This window comes from Flavobacterium aquiphilum (assembly GCF_027111335.1).
GTDB lineage: Bacteria > Bacteroidota > Bacteroidia > Flavobacteriales > Flavobacteriaceae > Flavobacterium > Flavobacterium aquiphilum.
The window spans coordinates 3332502-3352596 of record NZ_CP114288.1 but is presented as its reverse complement, the minus strand read 5'-3'; the positions used below and the strand labels follow the sequence as shown (position 1 = coordinate 3352596).

General features: G+C 34.5%; 9 protein-coding genes. 7 read left to right on the top strand and 2 right to left on the bottom strand.

Translation table 11 applies throughout. From position 1 onward, the window contains the following. Positions 1–226: 226 nt before the first annotated feature. Both OZP12_RS13705 and OZP12_RS13700 read right to left on the bottom strand, forming a co-directional pair. A complete protein-coding gene (locus OZP12_RS13705; RefSeq protein ID WP_281225588.1) occupies positions 227–4279 on the bottom strand; it encodes a hybrid sensor histidine kinase/response regulator transcription factor in 4053 nt (1350 codons plus the stop codon). 546 nt (positions 4280–4825) lie between these two features. After that, positions 4826–5491 (bottom strand): NUDIX hydrolase, encoded by a 666-nt coding sequence (locus OZP12_RS13700; RefSeq protein WP_281229076.1) that lies wholly within the window; start codon positions 5489–5491, stop codon positions 4826–4828. A gap of 613 nt (positions 5492–6104) precedes the next feature. On the opposite strand from OZP12_RS13700, the gene OZP12_RS13695 reads away from it, so the two are divergent. From OZP12_RS13695 to OZP12_RS13665, 7 genes are all read left to right on the top strand, one after another. Beyond that, entirely contained in the window at positions 6105–7745 is a 1641-nt protein-coding gene (locus OZP12_RS13695) for a glycoside hydrolase family 43 protein (RefSeq protein ID WP_281225587.1), read from the top strand. A gap of 49 nt (positions 7746–7794) precedes the next feature. Then, entirely contained in the window at positions 7795–10389 is a 2595-nt protein-coding gene (gene xyl3A, locus OZP12_RS13690) for a xylan 1,4-beta-xylosidase (protein WP_281225586.1), read from the top strand. Between the two features lie 15 nt (positions 10390–10404). Beyond that, positions 10405–11763 (top strand): glycoside hydrolase family 43 protein, encoded by a 1359-nt coding sequence (locus OZP12_RS13685; protein ID WP_281225585.1) that lies wholly within the window; start codon positions 10405–10407, stop codon positions 11761–11763. A gap of 59 nt (positions 11764–11822) precedes the next feature. Beyond that, positions 11823–13790: a glycoside hydrolase family 97 protein gene (locus OZP12_RS13680; protein WP_281225584.1), complete on the top strand. Its 1968-nt coding sequence runs from the start codon at positions 11823–11825 to the stop codon at positions 13788–13790. Between the two features lie 33 nt (positions 13791–13823). Further along, entirely contained in the window at positions 13824–15176 is a 1353-nt protein-coding gene (locus tag OZP12_RS13675; protein WP_281225583.1) for a family 43 glycosylhydrolase, read from the top strand. 59 nt (positions 15177–15235) lie between these two features. Then, positions 15236–16969: a glycoside hydrolase family 43 protein gene (locus OZP12_RS13670; RefSeq protein ID WP_281225582.1), complete on the top strand. Its 1734-nt coding sequence runs from the start codon at positions 15236–15238 to the stop codon at positions 16967–16969. Positions 16970–17152: 183 nt separating this feature from the next. Beyond that, the gene (locus OZP12_RS13665; protein ID WP_281225581.1) at positions 17153–20083 is read left to right on the top strand and encodes a glycosyl hydrolase 115 family protein; all 2931 of its coding nucleotides are present in this window, start codon (positions 17153–17155) and stop codon (positions 20081–20083) included. Positions 20084–20095 lie beyond the last annotated feature (12 nt).

Here is a 20095-nt window from a genome sequence, read left to right as displayed (position 1 = left end):
TTTATAGAATGTTTGGATACAGTATTTTAAGCTATAGAAATATTTTGAAATGCTGAATTCTATATTCAGCATTATTTTCTAGCTTAGATTTGTAATTCTATTTTGCAATATTGAAGATTAAGTTTTTCAATATTCTTAACCAAATGTAATTATTAATTAAGGGACATAAAAATAGAAGATTATTGATTCAAATATGCATAAAAACGAATACAGGCAATAATTTAGATTAAATGGCATCTTGTTGTTGAACACAATCATTTTTTTTGAGATGCTCTTCCATATATGTCTTTGGAGAAACGCCATAAAACTCTTTAAAGCTCGTTGAAAATTTTGATGTATTAGAAAAGCCCACAAGATAGGCCACTTCAGAAATGTTAGTCTGTTTTGAGGCTAACAATTCACCTGCTTGCTTTAACCTTACGTTGCGAATCAAATCCCGTGAGGATTGATTTGTGAGTTCTTTTAATTTTCTATGTAAATGGACACGGCTAATACCAATTTCAGCAGCAATCATTTCTACATTCAGACTAGGATTATTTAGGTTATTATTGATAAAATGCATTATTTTTTGAATAAGTTTTTCATCGACAGATTCCATTGTTATTTTTTTTATTTTGTCGTCTTGTCCCTGATTACCACTATAATTATTTTTTAATAAGTCCCTTGTTCGAATAAGATTAAGTGCCGTTTTTTTCAATATTTCCATATTGAATGGTTTAGTGATATATGCATCTGCACCAATATTAAGACCTTCCAATTGATCGTGCTCATGCGATTTTGCAGTTAACAAAATAACGGGAATGTGATTCAGATTAATATTTTTCTTTACTTTTCTACAAAATGTGACTCCATCCATTTTAGGCATTTTTACATCACTGATAATCAAATCCAGAGGTTCTTTTAGAACTATATCTAGAGCGTCTTTTCCATCAGGACTCGTAAGTACCTTGTAATGAGTTGATAATTCTTTATAGATATACTCTCTGATTTCCTCATTGTCATCAACAACCAATACTTTTCGTTTACTGGTTGTATTATTAATGTGCAATTTATTTTGCTCTTCAAATGTAATAGTTTCTATATTGGACTCGGAAGAATCATGTTCAGTTTCTTGGACTTCTGACATTGTTTCTTCTTTTATAAGTTCTTTTTGAATAGGCAGGCTAATAATAAATCGACATCCTGGAGCATCAGTATTGTTTTCGGCCGTGATACTTCCGTTATGCAGTTCAACGATGGATCTCGTTATGTGTAAACCGATACCGGTACCTTCTGTATATTTAGCTTTATTTTGTTTAATTTGATAAAACCTATCAAATATTCTTGATAGTTCCTTCTCAGCGATACCTATTCCATTGTCGGCAATTGTAATGATAAAATTAGACTCATTCTCATCTATAAAAATATCAACCTTTCCTTCATTATGAACAAACTTAATGGCATTGGAAAGTACATTTTGTATTATACGGTCAAAATATTTTGGATCTACACCAGCGTATAAATTTGGCTTTTGATAATGTAATTCTAATTGAATATTTTTTGCTTGTATCTGATCTTCGAACAAAAGACAAAGTTCTTCAATGGAAGCAATAATATCTGTTTTTTCAAAATGTAATGAAATTTGTCCCTGATCAATTTTACGAACATCCATTACCTGATTGACCAGCTGCAGGATTTTTTCAGAATTACGATGCATTACCCTATACGATTTCTGCCTTGTGGCATCATGATCTGTATTCATTAATTTTAAAAGTGGATTGATAACTAATGAAATAGGCGATTTTATATCATGTGAAATGTTGGTCAAAAACTGAAGCTTGGCTTCATTTACTTTCTTGTTTTGCAAATGTTCCTGTAATTTTATTTTAGTCAATTTTCTTTGATTAATCTGCTGTCTTGTAACATATGCTGCACCAAAAAAGAGTGCCCAATAAAACAATTTCGCCCATATTGAAAAGTACCATGCAGGATGAACAGTTATTGTCAATTGGCGAATATTTGAATACTTGCCATAGACTTCTGCTTTTACCTTAAAATTATAAGTTCCAGGTTCAAGATTGTTAAATGTGACGTTGTTTACACCTTGTTGCAGTTTATTCCATTTGTTATTTTCTAAAGAGTAGAAGTAAGTTATATGCCGTTGATTATTAAAATCCATAGTAGAGAATTCAATGCTGAACGAATTGTCTTCATGTCCCAAATCGACTGTTTTGGCATCAATAAGTGCACTGTTTACAATCTCGAACTGGTCAGATTTCATGCCCTTCTTTACCGATTTGTTCTGAATATAAAAGCCTGTTATATAGACATTAGTGCTTTTCTCATTGTATTTTATCATTTCAGGATCAAAATAGGTTACACCTTTCATTCCTCCGAAAATAATCTGGCCTTTATTGTCTTGAAAAGAAGCATTTTTACTGAACTCATTTCCCTGAATTCCATCATTAAAATTAAAATTAAAAAACTTTTTGCTTCGCGGACTGAACCGTGATATACCACTGTTCGTGCTGATCCATAAATTTCCGTTTCTGTCCGCTTGTATCGCAGAAATTATATTGCTGGGCAAATTATTATCAGTAGTATAAATAATAGGTTTCCCTTTTATTGGCTGGAAAATAAGGCCCTCAGAAGAACCAATCCATAAATTTCCGAGTTTATCCTCATGTAAGTCGTATACTATTTTTTTAGGGAATGTATGGTTTTGTGAACCTTTTTTTATGTAAGTCTTGGTTTTCAGATCCATGCAGTAGAGTCCGTCATAGGTCCCAATGTAAAGCTTATTGTTTTTGGCAGGCAAAACACAGTTTACACACCAATTTGCTAATGTATTAGTACTGTCTTTTGAGTTTGAATTATAGTTAACTACTTTATGAGTAGTAAGATCCATGCAATATAGCCCAGAACCTAGAGTGCCTATCCATAGTTGTTTATTCTGATCTTCGACTATACTGTAAATGTTTTCTACGGGTTTATTCTCTTTACTTAAAATAGTATTTATGAACTGAAATTCGTTAGTGCTGCGGTTGAGTTTTGCCAACCCATGCAGGTAAGTGCCTATCCATAAATCATCATTTGAATCTTCAAAAATGCACATAATTGCCAGTCGACTAAAACCATTTTTTTCAAAAGTATAATGGTATTTTTTTTTATTCTTATCTGTAATGCCATAAAGACCGCCTCCATCAGTTCCTATCCATAAAATACCTTTTCTGTCTCGGAACACTGACATGACGCAGCTTGAACCAATAATGTTGTTGTTTACGGACTGGTATCCTATATAGTTAAAATTGTTTTCTTTGGGAGGAATCTGCAGCACTCCTTTTTGATATAGACCCATCCAAAGATTTCCTGCCCGGTCTTTAAGGATAGAATGTACCTTTGACATTGAAAAATCAAAATTAGCAACATTAAAGTTAGCGATTGAAAGTTTCTTTTTTTCAGGATCAAAGTTATACAATCCCATACCGTCAGTTCCCACCAGTATTTGATCATTTTTAATCAAAAATAATTTTTTAATGGGAAGTGATATTGAGTTTGAAAAAGATTCAAATTTCTGTTCAGATTTGTTGTAAATAAAAAGACCGTTATTAAGTGTGCCTAAAAATAGGTTTCCTTTTTTATCTTCACAAATACTGGTAATGTTGGTCAAATGATCTTTTAAAAGAAAAAATTGCTTTAAGTTATTTTTACTGTCAATCCTCCAAAGTCCTCTGTCCTGTGTTAAGATCCATAAATTTTGATTTTTGTCTTCATAAAGGTCATGAATCATAGTGGTAGGAATCTGGATATTCATATGATTTGCAACTAAGGACTTTTTTTTAGAATCAATTTTAAAAATACCATAGCCTGAAGATCCTACTAAAATGTCACCATTTTTTCGCTGTATCATACAGCTGACATGAGGGCTAAATTTTGTATTAGCATTATCAGTCAACGGAATGTCAGTAAAAGAATCCGTTGCATGATTATAGATTTGAAGGCCATCGATAAAACCAAAAAATAAATTTTTGTTTTTGTCTTCAAAAATTGATTTGATGTAGTTATTATGAACAGTTCCGGCATTGTTTTTACTGCGTTTGTAGATGACAAACTTTGCTCCATCATAACGATTTAAACCATCTTCGGTAGCAATCCAGATATATCCTTTACTGTCTTGATACATAGAATTTATCAAACTGCTTGATAATTGCGAATCTGAAGTGTATAGGATTCCTGTTTGGGATTGCACCCGAGAGGAAATCAGCAGTGATATGATTATTACTATTTTAAAGATTTTCATAAAATATAATATATTAGAAAAATTTTGATCTAAAAAATGAAGCCCTCTTGAAAACTATTTGCTGAAGACAAGTTATAAAGTGATGTATATAGAAATGTGTAAGCGTACTAAAGTGTTTGCAAAAAAGAACAACCATATCTCGGTATTATTGATCGTAATAAATTACTATAATGAGAATGATTCTTGGATTGTTTTTATATATAGTCTAATTGACTACAATTTTAAGAGATATATTTTATATGAGCAAATTTTTCTTGAATATATGGTTCTTTTTTATTGTGTTTGATATAAAATTATAGTGTTATAATTTAATTTTTGTCAATAGAACTGTAAAAATGTTTAACAATATTTAATTTTGTTTAATAAATGTAAAAAACACATTTAATTATTTAAGATAACTTTGTTTTTTATTGCTAATTGTGCAATTTTTTTCTAACTATTTTTTTTGATGTAATTTCTGCTTAAAAATTTGATACCCCTTTTTTAATTTTGATATTATCAAAAGTTGAATTGATAGACAGTATAAATAAGAATATTTGTTTACTGTTAGAATTCGAAACTGAATCCTTTTTTAGTTAGTTTTTCGTAAATTTCAGTATCAAATTCATAAAGCTGTGCGGCCCTGTATTTTGTATTCAACTGTTTCTCAGGGAGTGTTTTAAGTAATTTCATATTCAGGAACTTACGTCTAAAGTTAGGTTTGTCCATTTCGTATCCTAAAATTTCTTCATACAAACGCATAAGTTCAAGTAAAGTAAATTTTTTTGGAAGTAGTGAAAAACCAATAGGTGCTTTTTTAACTTTTTTTCGAAGTTTTTTAAGAGCATATTCTAGTATTTGATTGTGATCAAAAGCTAATTCAGGTATTTCTTTAATGTTGTACCATTTTGCGTCAGAGATGTTATCGCCGGCTGTGATGTTGTAATCTGTGCTTTTGATTACGGCATAATATCCTATAGTGATGATCCTTGCTGTAGGGTAACGGTTTGGTGCTCCAAAAGCTTTTAGCTGTTTAAGATAGATTTTATCAAGTCCGGTAATTTTTTTGAGTAGTCTGTGTGCGGCGCCTTTTATATGTTCTTTCTCGGTAATCCATCCGCCGGGAAGTCCCCATTGTCCTATTGAAAGTCCTTCGCCATGCTTTACAAGAAGTATTTTAAGGCTTCCGTTGTCATAGCCAAATACTGCACAGTCAATAGTAATGTCTCTCATTACCCAAGTAGTTTCATTTTTGCTAAACTTTTTGCTTTTTTTGTTTTCTGCCACAATAAGAACTTTTTTATAAAATTAAATCTGTTGCACTATAATTTATTAAGGCAAAAATATTAAAAAGACATTATATATTGTCACTTTGACTATATTTAATATTGGGATTAGCTCTTTTTTTAAACTGAATTTTTTGAAAACACCTGTTTCATTTTAAAGCATGCAGATTTTTATTGAAAAATCAATTGAGTTTTTTGGGTCAAAAAGAAATATCATTTGATGCTTTTTAGAAGAATTCGGTTTCCATTACGGTTATATATCCACGGATAAAAAATGTTATTGTGAGTAAAATTTTTGCAAGAAAATAGTAAGTAGTAGGGGACTATTTTGTGTTTTTAGCCCTGTTTATTATGATGTCTCTTTTATATGATATGATTTTCAGGAAAATGTAATTAATGTTAGTGATTACACTTATTTAATTTTATGTAACGTAGTGTAAAGCATGTGTAACATGTAAGCGATTCTTATCCAGTTTTAACAAATATATTTGAATCATTATTTTTTTGAAAAAAAAGAGTCTTTTAAATTTCTGAAAGTTTAACTTTTTAAAAGTACCAGTATGGATAAAAAGATTCTGCAGACAACTGAAGGCGTAGCCAAAATAAAATATACACCTAAGATTCAAATTTATACGATGAAAAATAAAATTAGTATCATTTTTACCTGCCTGATTTTAATTATGCAAACGGCAGCATTTTCTCAAAAAACAACAGCTACAAATCCCGTGATTTATGCAGATGTACCTGATTTATCTATGATTAGAGTTGGGAATACATACTACATGAGCAGTACCACAATGCATATGAATCCGGGTGTTCCTATTATGAAATCGACCGACTTGGTAAATTGGAAACTTATTAATTATGCTTATCAAACATTAGAGGATAATGATGATAAACTGAATTTGGATAATGGTAAAAATGATTATGGCAGAGGTTCATGGGCCAGCAGTCTGCGCTATCATAATGGTACTTATTATGTCAGTACTTTTTCTGGGACAACTGGTAAAACGTATATTTTTTCCACAAAAAATTTAGAAAAAGGTCCTTGGAAAAAAAATGTATTAAATGCTTCTTACCATGACCATTCGATTTTTTTTGATGATGATGGCAAAGTGTATATGATTTGGGGAGCAGGAAAATTGGAGATTATAGAATTGAACAGTGACCTTTCTGCAGTTAAGGAAGAAACCAAAAAGGTCTTAATTGAAAATGCAAGTGCTCCAGCCGGAAGCAATATCATGCTTAATTCGGAAGGTTCTCAGCTTTTTAAGGTGAAAGGAAAATACTATTTGTTTAATATCGCCTGGCCTAAAGGAGGAATGCGTACCGTAGTTATGCATCGAGCTGATAAAATTACAGGGCCTTGGGAAGGAAAAATTGGTTTGCAGGATTTAGGCGTGGCACAAGGCGGACTTATCGACACTCCTGATGGAAAATGGTTTTCTTATTTATTTAGAGATGCAGGAGGCGTAGGCCGTACTCCCTATTTGGTTCCTGTTAAATGGGAAGATGGATGGCCTGTATTAGGAGAAAACGGAAAAGTGCCGGAAACTTTAGATTTACCAGCAAACAAAAGCCTGATTCCGGGTATTGTAAATTCTGATGATTTTACGCGTAAAAATGGAGAAAGTGATTTACCATTAGTGTGGCAGTGGAATCACAATCCAAACAACAAACTTTGGTCTGTTGCAGAAAGAAAAGGCTATTTGAGATTAAAAACAGGCCGAATTGACAACAGCTTTCTTCAAGCTAAAAATACTTTGACACAAAGAACTTTTGGCCCCGAATGTTCAGGAACAACTTTAATTGAGGTCTCTAATATGAAAGACGGCGATTTTGCAGGACTTTCTTTATTGCAAAAAGATTTCGGACTGGTAGCTGTAAAAGCTGAAAACGGTTCTAAAAAAATCGTAATGATTGATATTTCCAAAGAAATTGAAAGTGTCCTTTTAAATCAGGACAAAGTATATTTTAAAGCCGAATGCAATTTTAAAGACAAAGTCGATACAGGAAGATTTTTCTACAGTCTGGATGGAAAAAAATGGATTAGTATCGGGAATGCTATAAAACTACCATACACACTGCCGCATTTTATGGGATATCGTTTTGGGCTTTTCAATTATGCAACCAAAGATACTGGTGGTTTTGCGGATTTTGATTATTTCCATATCAGTGATAAAATTTCAAAAACGAATTAGTTTTTCTTTTTGTAACAAGCTTAGCTATTAAATTATAATATAAAAAAGCATGAAAATTAATTGTCTCATCATCATAAGTTTATTTTCAATATGCAGCATAAATGCGCAGAAATATCCTTACCAGAATCCTTCTCTTAGTTCAGAAGAAAGAGCTAAGGATTTAATTTTAAGACTGACACTTGAAGAAAAAGCTGCATTAATGTGCGACCAGTCTGATGCTGTGCCAAGGCTTGGAATTAAAAAATTCAACTGGTGGAGTGAAGCTTTGCATGGCTATGCAAATAATGATAATGTAACTGTTTTTCCAGAACCTATCGGTATGGCAGCTTCATTTGATGATCAGTTTGTTTATCGTGTTTTTGATGCCGTATCTGATGAAGCCAGAGCAAAATACAATCAGTGGATTAAAAACGGAAATGAAAACAAACGGTTTTTAAGTCTCTCAGTATGGACTCCAAACGTAAATATTTTTAGAGACCCGCGCTGGGGACGTGGTCAGGAGACCTATGGCGAGGATCCTTATCTTACTTCTCGAATGGGTATTTCTGTTGTGAAAGGACTGCAGGGACCGGCAGATTCAAAATACCGTAAACTTTTGGCCTGCGCAAAGCACTTTGCTGTTCATTCCGGCCCAGAATGGAGCAGACACGAATTAAATCTTAATAGTGTAGATCCTAGAGAATTGTATGAAACCTACCTGCCAGCATTTAAAGCATTGGTACAGAACGCAGATGTAAGGGAAGTAATGTGTGCCTATCAGCGTCTGGACGATGAGCCTTGCTGTAGCAATACCCGTCTTTTGCAGCGTATTCTTCGCGATGAGTGGGGATATAAATATATGGTAGTTTCAGATTGCGGAGCTGTTACTGATTTTTATACTACTCATAAAGTTTCATCAGATGCGGTACATGCTGCTTCCAAAGCTGTACTTGCAGGAACTGATGTAGAATGTGTTTGGGAAAAGTACCCATTCAAAAACCTGCCTGAAGCTGTTGCTAAAGATTTAATAAAAGAATCCGATATTAACAAAAGTCTGCTTCGTGTTTTAGTGGGGCGTTTTGATTTAGGTGAAATGGACGATGATGCCATTGTGCCTTGGACAAAGATTCCTGCTTCGGTTCTTAACAATAAGGAACATCAGCAGTTGGCACTTGAAATGTCTCAAAAAACAATGACGCTTCTGCAGAATAAAAACAATGTTCTTCCTTTAAACAAAACAGCAGACAAAATTGCGGTTATTGGTCCAAACGCTGATAATGAACCTGTGTTATGGGGAAATTATAATGGTACACCCGTTAGAACAATTACGATAAAAGATGGAATTGAATCCAAAATAGGAGTTAATAAAATCTTTTATGATAAAGCCTGTGATTTGGTAGAAGATAAAGTAACCCAGACTTATTTTGACCAAATTTCATTTGAAGGTAAAAAAGGAATGAAAGCTACTTATTGGAACAATCCAAACAGAGAGGGCGCCAGTGTAATTTCTCAGCAAATAGTTAATCCTATAAAAATGACTACCGCGGGTCAGCATGAGTTTGCTTCTGGAGTTAAGCTGGAAGGATTTTCTGCAAAGTATGAAACAGAATATACAGCGAAACAAAACGATACACTTGTTTTTAAAACGGGTATTACCGGTGTTTTTGAATTATTAGTGAACGGAAAATCAATTTCAAAAGCCAATAATTGGCGGACTGTTCCTTCTAATATTCCATTTGTTGTAGAGGCTGGGAAAAAATATAAAATTGAAATTCTTTATGCTCAGTCAAACAATTGGCAAGCCAATCTTGAATTCGATTTTGGAAAAGGTTTTGATATCGATTTTAGCAAATTGGTTCAAAAATTAAAAGGTATCGATACGGTAGTTTTTGTAGGCGGACTTTCGACTTTGCTTGAAGGTGAAGAAATGCCTGTTTCTTATCCGGGTTTTAAAGACGGTGACCGTACAAATATTGAACTTCCGTCTGTTCAGAGAAAATGTTTGAAAGAACTCAAAGATGCCGGCAAAAAAGTAGTTTTTGTAAACTGTTCCGGTTCTGCCATTGCTTTAGCTCCTGAAACCTCGAGCTGTGATGCTATTTTACAGGCGTGGTATCCAGGAGAATCGGGCGGTCAAGCTGTTGCCGATGTACTTTTTGGAGATTATAATCCTGCTGGAAAACTGCCGGTTTCATTTTATAAAAATTCAGAGATACTAGGTGATTTTGAAAATTATTCAATGAAGAACCGTACTTACAGATATACAACAGATGTTTTATTTCCTTTTGGTTTTGGCTTAAGTTACTCTAAATTTAATATTGGCTCCGGCACATTAAGCAAGACAAATATAAAACCGACTGAAAACACGCAGTTAAGTTTTCCAATACAAAATATCAGTAAACGTGATGGAACTGAAATTGTTCAGGTGTATGTCCGAAAATTAAATGATTCCAACGGTCCTTTAAAAACATTAAAAGCTTTTAAAAGAATCAATCTGAAAGCGGGCGAAAAACAAAATGTTACTATCGATTTACCGGCTTCTTCATTTGAGTTTTATGATACTAAAATTAATAAAATGAATGTGGCATCAGGTGAATATGAAGTTTATTATGGCAATAGTTCGGATGTCAAAGATTTAAAGATGACTACCGTTTTCATTAAATAAAACAGTTTAAAAAAAATGAATTTTAAAAAGAAGTGCCTTTTCGTATTCTGTAGTATTTCCGTGCTGGGACTTGCACAGAATCCAATTGTACAAACTAATTATACTGCAGATCCTGCGCCGATGGTGTATAATGGGAAAGTGTATTTATATACCTCTCATGACGAAGATGAATCGACTTGGTTTACGATGAATGACTGGAAGTTATACACCACCGAAGACATGGTAAACTGGACAGATCATGGGGCAGTGCTGTCCTACAAAGATTTTGGCTGGGCAAAGATGAATGCCTGGGCAATTCAGTGTATAGAAAGAGAAGGCAAGTTTTATATATATGCGCCAATAACCGATCGTCAGGGTAAAAACGGTATTGGAGTAGCAGTGTCAAATAGCCCTTACGGACCTTTTACAGATCCGTTAGGAAAACCATTAATTCAAAACAGCAATGCCGATATCGATCCAACGGTTTTTATTGATGATGATGGACAGGCCTATCTATTATGGGGAAATCCTGTACGCTATTATGTGAAATTGAACGAAGACATGGTCTCTTATAATGACGAAATAAAAACATTTCCAAACACCATTGAAGCATTTGGAAAACGTATAGGGAAAGAAGATCCTCGCAGGCCTACAACTTATGAAGAAGGGCCATGGCTTTATAAAAGAAACAAATTGTATTATTTATTTTTTGCTGCAGGTCCTATTTCAGAACATATTGGTTATTCGACAAGCAAAACACCGATTGGTCCGTGGAAATATCAGGGGGTTGTAATGCCTACTCAGGGAGGAAGTTTTACAAACCATCCCGGTGTTATTGATTTTAAAGGCAAGTCGTATTTTTTCTATCATAATGGTGCATTGCCAGGAGGTGGAGGTTTTACAAGATCAGTATGTGTAGAAGAAGCTGTTTTTAATCCGGATGGCACCATTAAACAGATGAATATGACCGAAGGAATAAAAAAAGGAATAGCCACTGTCAATCCTTACGTTAAGTCAGAAGCTGAAACTATGGCTTGGTCAAAAGATGTAAAAGCTATGCAGAATAATGAAGTAGGTGTTTTTATAACCGCCATGAAAAATGATGCTTTTACAAAAGTCAAAGATGTCGATTTCCGAAAAGATGGAGCTTCAAAATTTACAGCAAGGCTGGGTACAACCCACAACAGTGATGTATCTATGGAAGTAAGGTTAGACGGTGTGGATGGTGAATTAATTGGAACTATAAAAGTCCCAATGACAGGAGGAAACGATAGATGGGCATTAGTGACTACAGACATTCAGAAAGTCACAGGAATACATGATGTTTATTTTGTGTTTAAAGGAAAAGCTTCCAGCAAAATCATGTTTTTTGATTATTGGATGTTTTCAAAATAACAACAAACAATTAGATGTATCAATTGATCATTATTAACAATAAAATAAATTATTATAAAATGCCAATTAACTATCAGACCATTAAGAGCTTTAAGTTTATTTTATGCTTCTGTTTATTCAGTTTTTTTGCCTTGAATGCACAATCGGTTGTGGAGAGTCCGGACGGAAAGATAAAAGTATCAGTTTCGTTAAACAATGGAAAAGCTTTTTATAGTCTTGCTTATAATGGAAAACAATTTTTGGAAAACTCACCGCTTGGTTTAAAAACGAATATTGGTGATTTTAGTTCAGGATTGGTTTTAGAAGCCAATGTGAATAAAAATAAAATTGATGAAACGTATGAGTTAGCCAATATAAAACAAAGCAAAGTGCATTATGAAGCCAACGAGGCAGTGTTTTCTTTTACCAAAGAAGGCAAAAATGCTATTGATGTAATTTTCAGAGTAAGCAATAATAATGCGGCCTTCAAGTATAAAGTGTATCAGCAGAAAGAATCACGCTCCTGTGCGGTTCAGGAAGAAACTTCGGGTTTTTTATTACCTGAGGGGACAACTACTTTTTTGTGTCCGCAGAGTAAACCAATGGTTGGATACGCCAGAACAATGCCAAGTTATGAAACGTCTTACACTCTCGATGCTCCAACAGGGAAAAATGGTTCTGGAGACGGTTATACTTTTCCGTGTCTTTTTAAAGTAAAAAACAATGGATGGGTATTAATTTCTGAAACGGGTGTTGACAGTTATTATTGTGGAAGCAGGCTTATTGGAAATGATAATGGTTTATATACAATAGGATTTCCAATGGCGGGAGAAAATAACGGCAATGGAACAACAGCACCAGGTATTGCACTGCCGGGTGAAACGCCTTGGAGAACAATAACTGTAGGCGAAACATTAGCTCCAATAGTAGAAACCACCATTCCGTTTGATTTGGTTAAACCAAAATACGAAGCTTCAAAAAAATACCAATACACCAAAGGTACTTGGAGCTGGATCATGAAAATGGATAACAATACGACTTTTCCAGTTCAAAAACAGTATATCGATTTTAGTAACGCAATGGGATATGAAACCATTTTGGTAGATGCGCTTTGGGACACGCAGATTGGTAAAGATAAAATTGCTGAACTGGCAAAATATGGTGCTGATAAAGGAGTAGGACTTTATTTGTGGTACAACTCTAACGGGTATTGGAATGATGCTCCACAAGGTCCACGCGGAATTATGGACAACACAATCATTCGCCGTAAGGAAATGGCATGGATGAAAAGTATTGGCGTTAAAGGAATCAAAGTTGATTTTTTTGGAGGTGATAAACAGGTTACGATGAAGTTGTATGAAGATATTTTAGCTGATGCAAATGATTTTGGCATCATGGTAATTTTTCATGGTTGTACACTGCCGAGAGGATGGGAACGAATGTATCCAAATTATGCAGCAAGTGAAGCTGTTTTGGCTAGTGAAAATCTACATTTTGGTCAGGGAAGTTGTGACAATGAAGCAAAAAATGCTTCTACACATACATTTATCAGAAATGCAGTGGGAAGCATGGATTTTGGAGGAAGTGCTTTAAACAAATTTTATAACGCTGATAATACGCCAAACAAAGGTTCAAAAAGGATGACTTCTGATGTATTTGCTTTGGCAACTGCGGTATTGTTTCAAAGCGGTGTACAGCATTTTGCATTGGCACCAAATAATTTAACTGATGCTCCCGACTGGGCAATCAACTTTATGAAAGAAGTGCCGACAACTTGGGATGAAGTTCGTTTTTTAGATGGATATCCGGGTAAGTATGTGATTCTTGCCCGCCGAAAAGGAACTAAATGGTACATAGCAGGTGTGAATGCCCAAAAAGAAATGCTGAAAATTAATTTGAAATTACCAATGATTACAGCGGGTACCGAATTGAAACTGTATAGCGATGACCATAAATTAAATGGGAAAGTAAGTACTGTAAAAATGAATAAAAACCAGCAGATTGAATTAACAATTCCTTGTAATGGAGGTATGCTGCTAGTCAATTAATGATTGGTTTTAATTGTAATTAACTAAAGTGTAATGAAGAATTTAACCTGTATTTTTAAAATTGAAATGGTGCTGGTTTTTATAATTAGCGCAGCTTCTTTTGCTCAAAATCCGCTTATCAGAGATCAGTTTACAGCCGATCCTTCTGCGAGAGTGTTTGGAGATAAAGTTTATATATTTCCGTCTCATGATATATTGGCTACTGAGGGGAAAGGCCGCAAAGACTGGTTTTGCATGGAAGATTATCATGTGTTTTCTTCGGCTGACTTAACTCATTGGACAGATCACGGAATGATAGTACAGCAAAATTCAGTTCCCTGGGTTAAATCCAATAGTTATAGCATGTGGGCACCAGATTGTATCGAAAGAAATGGTAAGTATTATTTCTATTTTCCGAGCATACCAAAGGACACCATTAATTATAAAAAAGGATTTACTGTAGGAGTTGCCATTGCCAGTAAACCTGAAGGACCTTATGTACCGGAACCTAATCCGATAAAAGGAATCAGTGGGATTGATCCTAATGTTTTTATTGACAAAGACGGAAAGGCTTATTTATACTGGTCTGGAGGAAATATTTATGTGGCCAAATTAAAGGAAAACATGACCGAATTAGATTCTGAGGTGAAAACACTTGAGAATCTCCCTGCGAAAGGATTAAAAGAAGGGCCGTATGTATTTGAGAGAAACGGAATTTATTACCTGACCTATCCACATGTTGAAAACAAAATTGAGCGTTTAGAATATGCAACAGCTGATAATCCGTTAGGTCCATTCAAAGTTGCAGGTGTTATTATGGATGAATCGCCTACCGGATGCTGGACTAATCATCATTCGATTATAGAATTCAAAAAGCAATGGTATTTGTTTTATCATCACAACGATTTATCACCTCAGTTTGATAAAGCTAGATCTATTAGAGCCGATTATTTGCATTTCAATCCAGACGGAACTATTCAGAAAGTGATTCCGACTTTGAGAGGTGTTGGAATCACCAAAGCAAGAGATCAAATTCAAATTGACCGATATTCTGAAATAAGCGATAAAGGAGTTTCAATTTCATTTTTAGACAGTCAAAATTCCTTTCAAGGATGGAAAACTTCCTTCAATCAGTCAGGAGGATGGATACAGTACAACAATGTTGATTTTGGTCTAAAGAAATTAAAATCAGTGATTGTAAAAGCTTTTTCAGAAAAAGGCGGGGTTCTGCAGATAGTTTCGAAAGGGAAAAAACAAACGATTATTGCTGAGGTAAATATTCCGAAAGGAAGTAATTGGACAGAAATAAAATCACCGGTATTAAAAATGGAATCCGGTATTCAAAATTTAATTATTTTGTCGAAAGGTGATAATCAAATTGAAATTGATTGGATCAAATTTGAATAGCAGTACAAACTAAAGTTAGAAAAGAATAAAATTAATAAATAATAAATAAATAGTTAGAAATGAAAAAGATACAAATCGTTTTATTTTCATCATTAATGATGGGCTTGTTTTCCTTCACAAATATTGGTGATAAAGACAAGCTCAAAGGTAAAACAGCAAAAAATCCACCTGTGTTTTCCAAAGTGGTTTATCAGGGAGATGATCAGTTATATAAAAAGAATCCATTAAAAGAAGGGGAGTTTTATACTCCGGTGCTGCAGGGATGTTATCCGGATCCGGCAATTACCAGAAAAGGGGATGATTATTATATGGTTTGTTCATCATTTGCAATGTTTCCTGGCGTGCCTATTTTTCATTCTAAAGATTTAGTAAATTGGACAGATTTGGGTGGGGTTTTAAATAATGTTAACGAATTTAATCCGCACGACACAGGTATCAGTGCAGGGGTTTACGCTCCGGGGATAACTTACAATCCGCATAATGATACTTTTTATATGATTGTTACAGCTTTTACAGGGAATATGGGAAATATAATAGTAAAAACTAAAGATCCTATGAAAGGATGGGGAAGCCCAATTAAACTAGATTTTGGAGGAATTGATCCATGTATTTTTTTTGATGATAATGGAAAAGGCTATATCGTTCACAATGATGCACCGGATAAAGGCAAAGAACTTTATATTGGACACCGCGTAATTAAAGTATGGGAATATGATACTGCAACTGACAAAGTAATTCCAGGAACAGATAAAATTATTGTTGACGGAGGAGTAGATCTTTCTAAAAAACCTATTTGGATTGAAGCGCCGCATTTATATAAAAAAGACGGTCATTATTATTTAATGTGTGCCGAAGGCGGTACAGGAGGTAATCATAGTGAGGTTATTTTTATTAGTGACAGTCCAAAAGGTCCTTTTAAGCCATCATCGAATAACCCAATTCTTACCCAAAGATATTTTCCAAAAGACAGAGCCAATAAAATTGATTGGGCAGGACATGCTGATTTAGTATTAGGACCTGATAATAAATATTACGGAGTGTTTTTAGGAATACGCCCTAATGAAAAAGACAGAGTAAATGCAGGGCGCGAAACGTTTATGCTTCCTGTGGACTGGTCTGGAACGTTTCCTGTTTTTGAAAATGGATTAGTTCCAATGGAACCAAAATTAAAAACGCCAAACGGAGCTGAAAATAAAACCGGCAAGGATGGATTTTTTCCTAATGGCAATTTTACTTTCGAAGAAAATTTCACTACCAATAAATTAGATTATAGATGGATAGGTTTAAGAGGGCCGCGCGAAAATTTTATTTCAGTAACTAAAAAAGGACTGCAGATTAACCCATTTGAAGTAAATATTAAAGAAGTAAAACCAACTTCTACGCTTTTTTACAGACAGCAGCACAATAGTTTTACTTTTGCCACAACAATAGATTATAAACCTGCTTCCGAAAAAGATTTGGCAGGTATCACATGCCTGCAAAATGAACGTTTTAATTATGTTTTTGGTATCACCAAAAAAGGAAATGATACTTATATTTTGCTAGAAAGAACAGAAAAAGGGGAGTCTAAAATTATTGCAAGCACAAAAATTGACATCAAAAAACCAATTCGTCTGCAGGTAAAAGCAACAGGAGACAGTTATGAATTTAGCTATTCAACTGATGGTATTGATTTTAAAAACTTAGGGGGAGCAGTTTCAGGAGATATTCTGTCAACTAATGCTGCAGGAGGTTTTACAGGCGCATTGGTAGGATTATATGCAACTGCTGCTAATGATGCTATGCCTCAGTAAAAGTCTGTTCTTTAAGATATAGTTGATGCAAATGATAAGTCCTTAAGAGCATTTAACTCTGGGGCTTTTATCCTGTAATTCTTGGTATTTAATTATTAGCAATTGGTTTCATATTGCCTAAAAAAATAATTTATGATTCAATCTAAAATAAAATTTTATATGTTGTTACTAACATTTTTTTTAGTGATAAACGTATTTGGGCAGGCAATTAAAAAAAGTGAGCAGCGAACTCCTTCTCATTATGTTTTGCATAAAATGGAAGCGCAGGCTTTTAGAATTGCAGCTAATGGTAAATCAGTTTCAATTTATGTTGATCCCAATGATTGGAAAGGCGTCATTCGTGCTGCAAAAGACTTAGGCGATGATGTACGAAAAGTAACGGGGACAGCTTCTCCGGTTTTTGAGAGCGTACCATCTGAAAAGACTTCGATTGTGGTAGGAACTATTGGTAAGAGCCGTATTATTGACAAATTAATTGCCGCTAAAAAAATTGATGTTTCGGGGATAAAAGGAAAATGGGAATCATTTTTAATACAAACTATTGATAACCAGTTAGTAGTGGCAGGTAGTGATAAAAGAGGAACTATTTATGGAATTTATGATATATCCGAAAAAATTGGAGTATCACCCTGGTATTTTTGGGCCGATGTTCCCATTAAAAAAGCTAATGAACTTTACATAAAAGCAGGCAGATATATTCAAGATTCTCCAAAAGTAAAATATCGTGGAATATTCATAAACGATGAAGAGCCATCATTTGCACAATGGGCAAGAGGAAATTACGGAGGAATAAATTCCAAAATGTATGCTACTATGTTTGAATTACTTTTGCGTTTGAAAGCCAATTATTTATGGCCAGCAATGTGGGGAAAATCATTTAATGAAGACGATCCGCTGAATCCCGTAGTTGCTGATGAATATGGCATTGTGATGGGAACTTCACATCATGAACCAATGATGCGTTCGCAAAAAGAATATACAGATAGAAAAAAAGAAATTGGGGAATGGAACTTTGAAACCAATGAAAAAAATATTAGTCAATTTTTTTACGATGGATTAGAACGCAATAAAAATTTTGATAACTTAATCACTATTGGAATGCGTGGCGAAGGTGATGTGGCAATGGGAGAAGGTGATGATTTAAAGAACATCAAAACACTGCAGAATGTTGTTAAGAAACAGCGGGAAATTATCCAGAAAATATATAATGACGGTCCCGAAAACCACCCTCAGGTTTGGGCCATATTTACTGAAGTACAGCGTTATTATGATGCAGGCATGACAGTTCCGGATGATGTGATTCTTTTGTTTTGTGATAATAACTGGGGACAAATACGACGTACTTATCCTGAAAAAGAAAAAGTAAAAAATAGAATAGGCGGGGGTGGATTGTATTATCATATTGATATGAACGGAGGGCCTTGGAACGACCGTTGGGTCAACACAACCACAATTCCTAAACTGCGGGAGCAATTTAATTTAGCGTACCGATCAGGTCTTGATAAATTGTGGATCGTCAATGTTGGAGATCTTAAACCAAAGGAACTTCCTATCGATTTTGTTATGCATTATGCATGGAATCCGGATGCAATACCTGCAGATAAAACATGGGATTATACCGTTAATTGGGCCAGCAGTGTTTTTGGGAAAGAGCATGCAGAAGAGATTGCAGATATAGTTTCAAAGTATACCAAATATAATCTTTGGCGTAAACCTGAAGTACAGGTTGCTAATATTTTTAGCGTTGTCAATAACCATGAATCGGATAGAGTACTAAAACTATGGAGGGAAGTAACCGATAAAGCAGAAAAATTAAAATCAGAAATTCCTTCAGATGCTCAAGATGCTTATTATCAATTAGTATTGTATCCAACGAAAGCTTCGGCTGGTGTTGCTGAAATCTATCTGGCAGCCGATAAAAACAGGCTTTTTGAAAAACAAGGCAGAGTAAGTGCAAATGATTTTTACAAACGTGCTCATGATCTTTTTGAAGAAGATAAAAAAATGAGTGATTACTACAATGATACGATGTCCAAAGGGAAGTGGAAGAATATGATGAGTGACGTTCACATGGGGTATACAATGTGGTCTATGCCTAAAGCTAATCAACTTCCTGAGATGAAAGAAATAACTCCATTACCTGAGCCAACAATGGGTGTCGCTATAGAAGGATCTGAATTATCATGGCCGAATGTTACTGATAAAGCAGTATTGCCTGTATTTGACGGATTGGCTAGATCCAGTTATTATATTGACGTATTTAACCGTGGTCTTGGAAAATTTGAATTTGTTGCCAAAGCAAATAAACCTTGGATTAAATTAAGTCAGTCTAAAGGGGTTGTTGAAAAAGAAACACGTATTCAGGTAGATATAGACTGGAATATTTTAGACGATGGAAGTTTTGATGGTGTGATTGAAATTAGTCAAGCAAACTCAATAGTTCCCGTACAGCTTAGTGTTGTAAAAGCAGCTCAGCCAAAAATCAACGAACCTTATTTTGGGAGTTTAACGGGAGAGTTTTCTATTCCTTCAAATAAATACAATGCTAATATACCAGGAAAGAATGCAAAATGGATTGCTTTGCCAGATTTAGGAAGATCAGAAGCGAGTATGGGAATTTATCCAGCAAATGCACCAAGTGCAACTGTGGAAACAGCTCCTCGATTAGAATATAAAGTCTTACTTTCTGAAAAAGGAAAAGCAAAAGTTTTTTTAGGTATTCTTCCTGTGCAGGATGTTAATCCAACTCGTGGATTGAGAATTGCAGTTGCTTTAGATAATCAAACACCCCAAATTATTGATGCTCGAAAAGGTATGGTTGATGAGTTCAAAGAATATACTCCAAGTAATTTAGCGAACTCAAAAGTGTTAAAACCACTTCCTCCTTTAAACAGAGATTGTTATTTGAACGGCAGTGGTAAGGAACGGCGAAGCGATATTTTTGACAATATGAGGTGGCTTGATACAGCATTAGAAGTAAGCGAACCGGGTATTCATACCTTGAAAATCTTTATGATTGATCCAGAAGTAGTGATTGACAACATTGTTATCAACCCAAATAATAGGTATCCCAGTTATTTTGGACCAGTTCCAAATCAGTATAATGCAAAATAATTTTTAGATTCA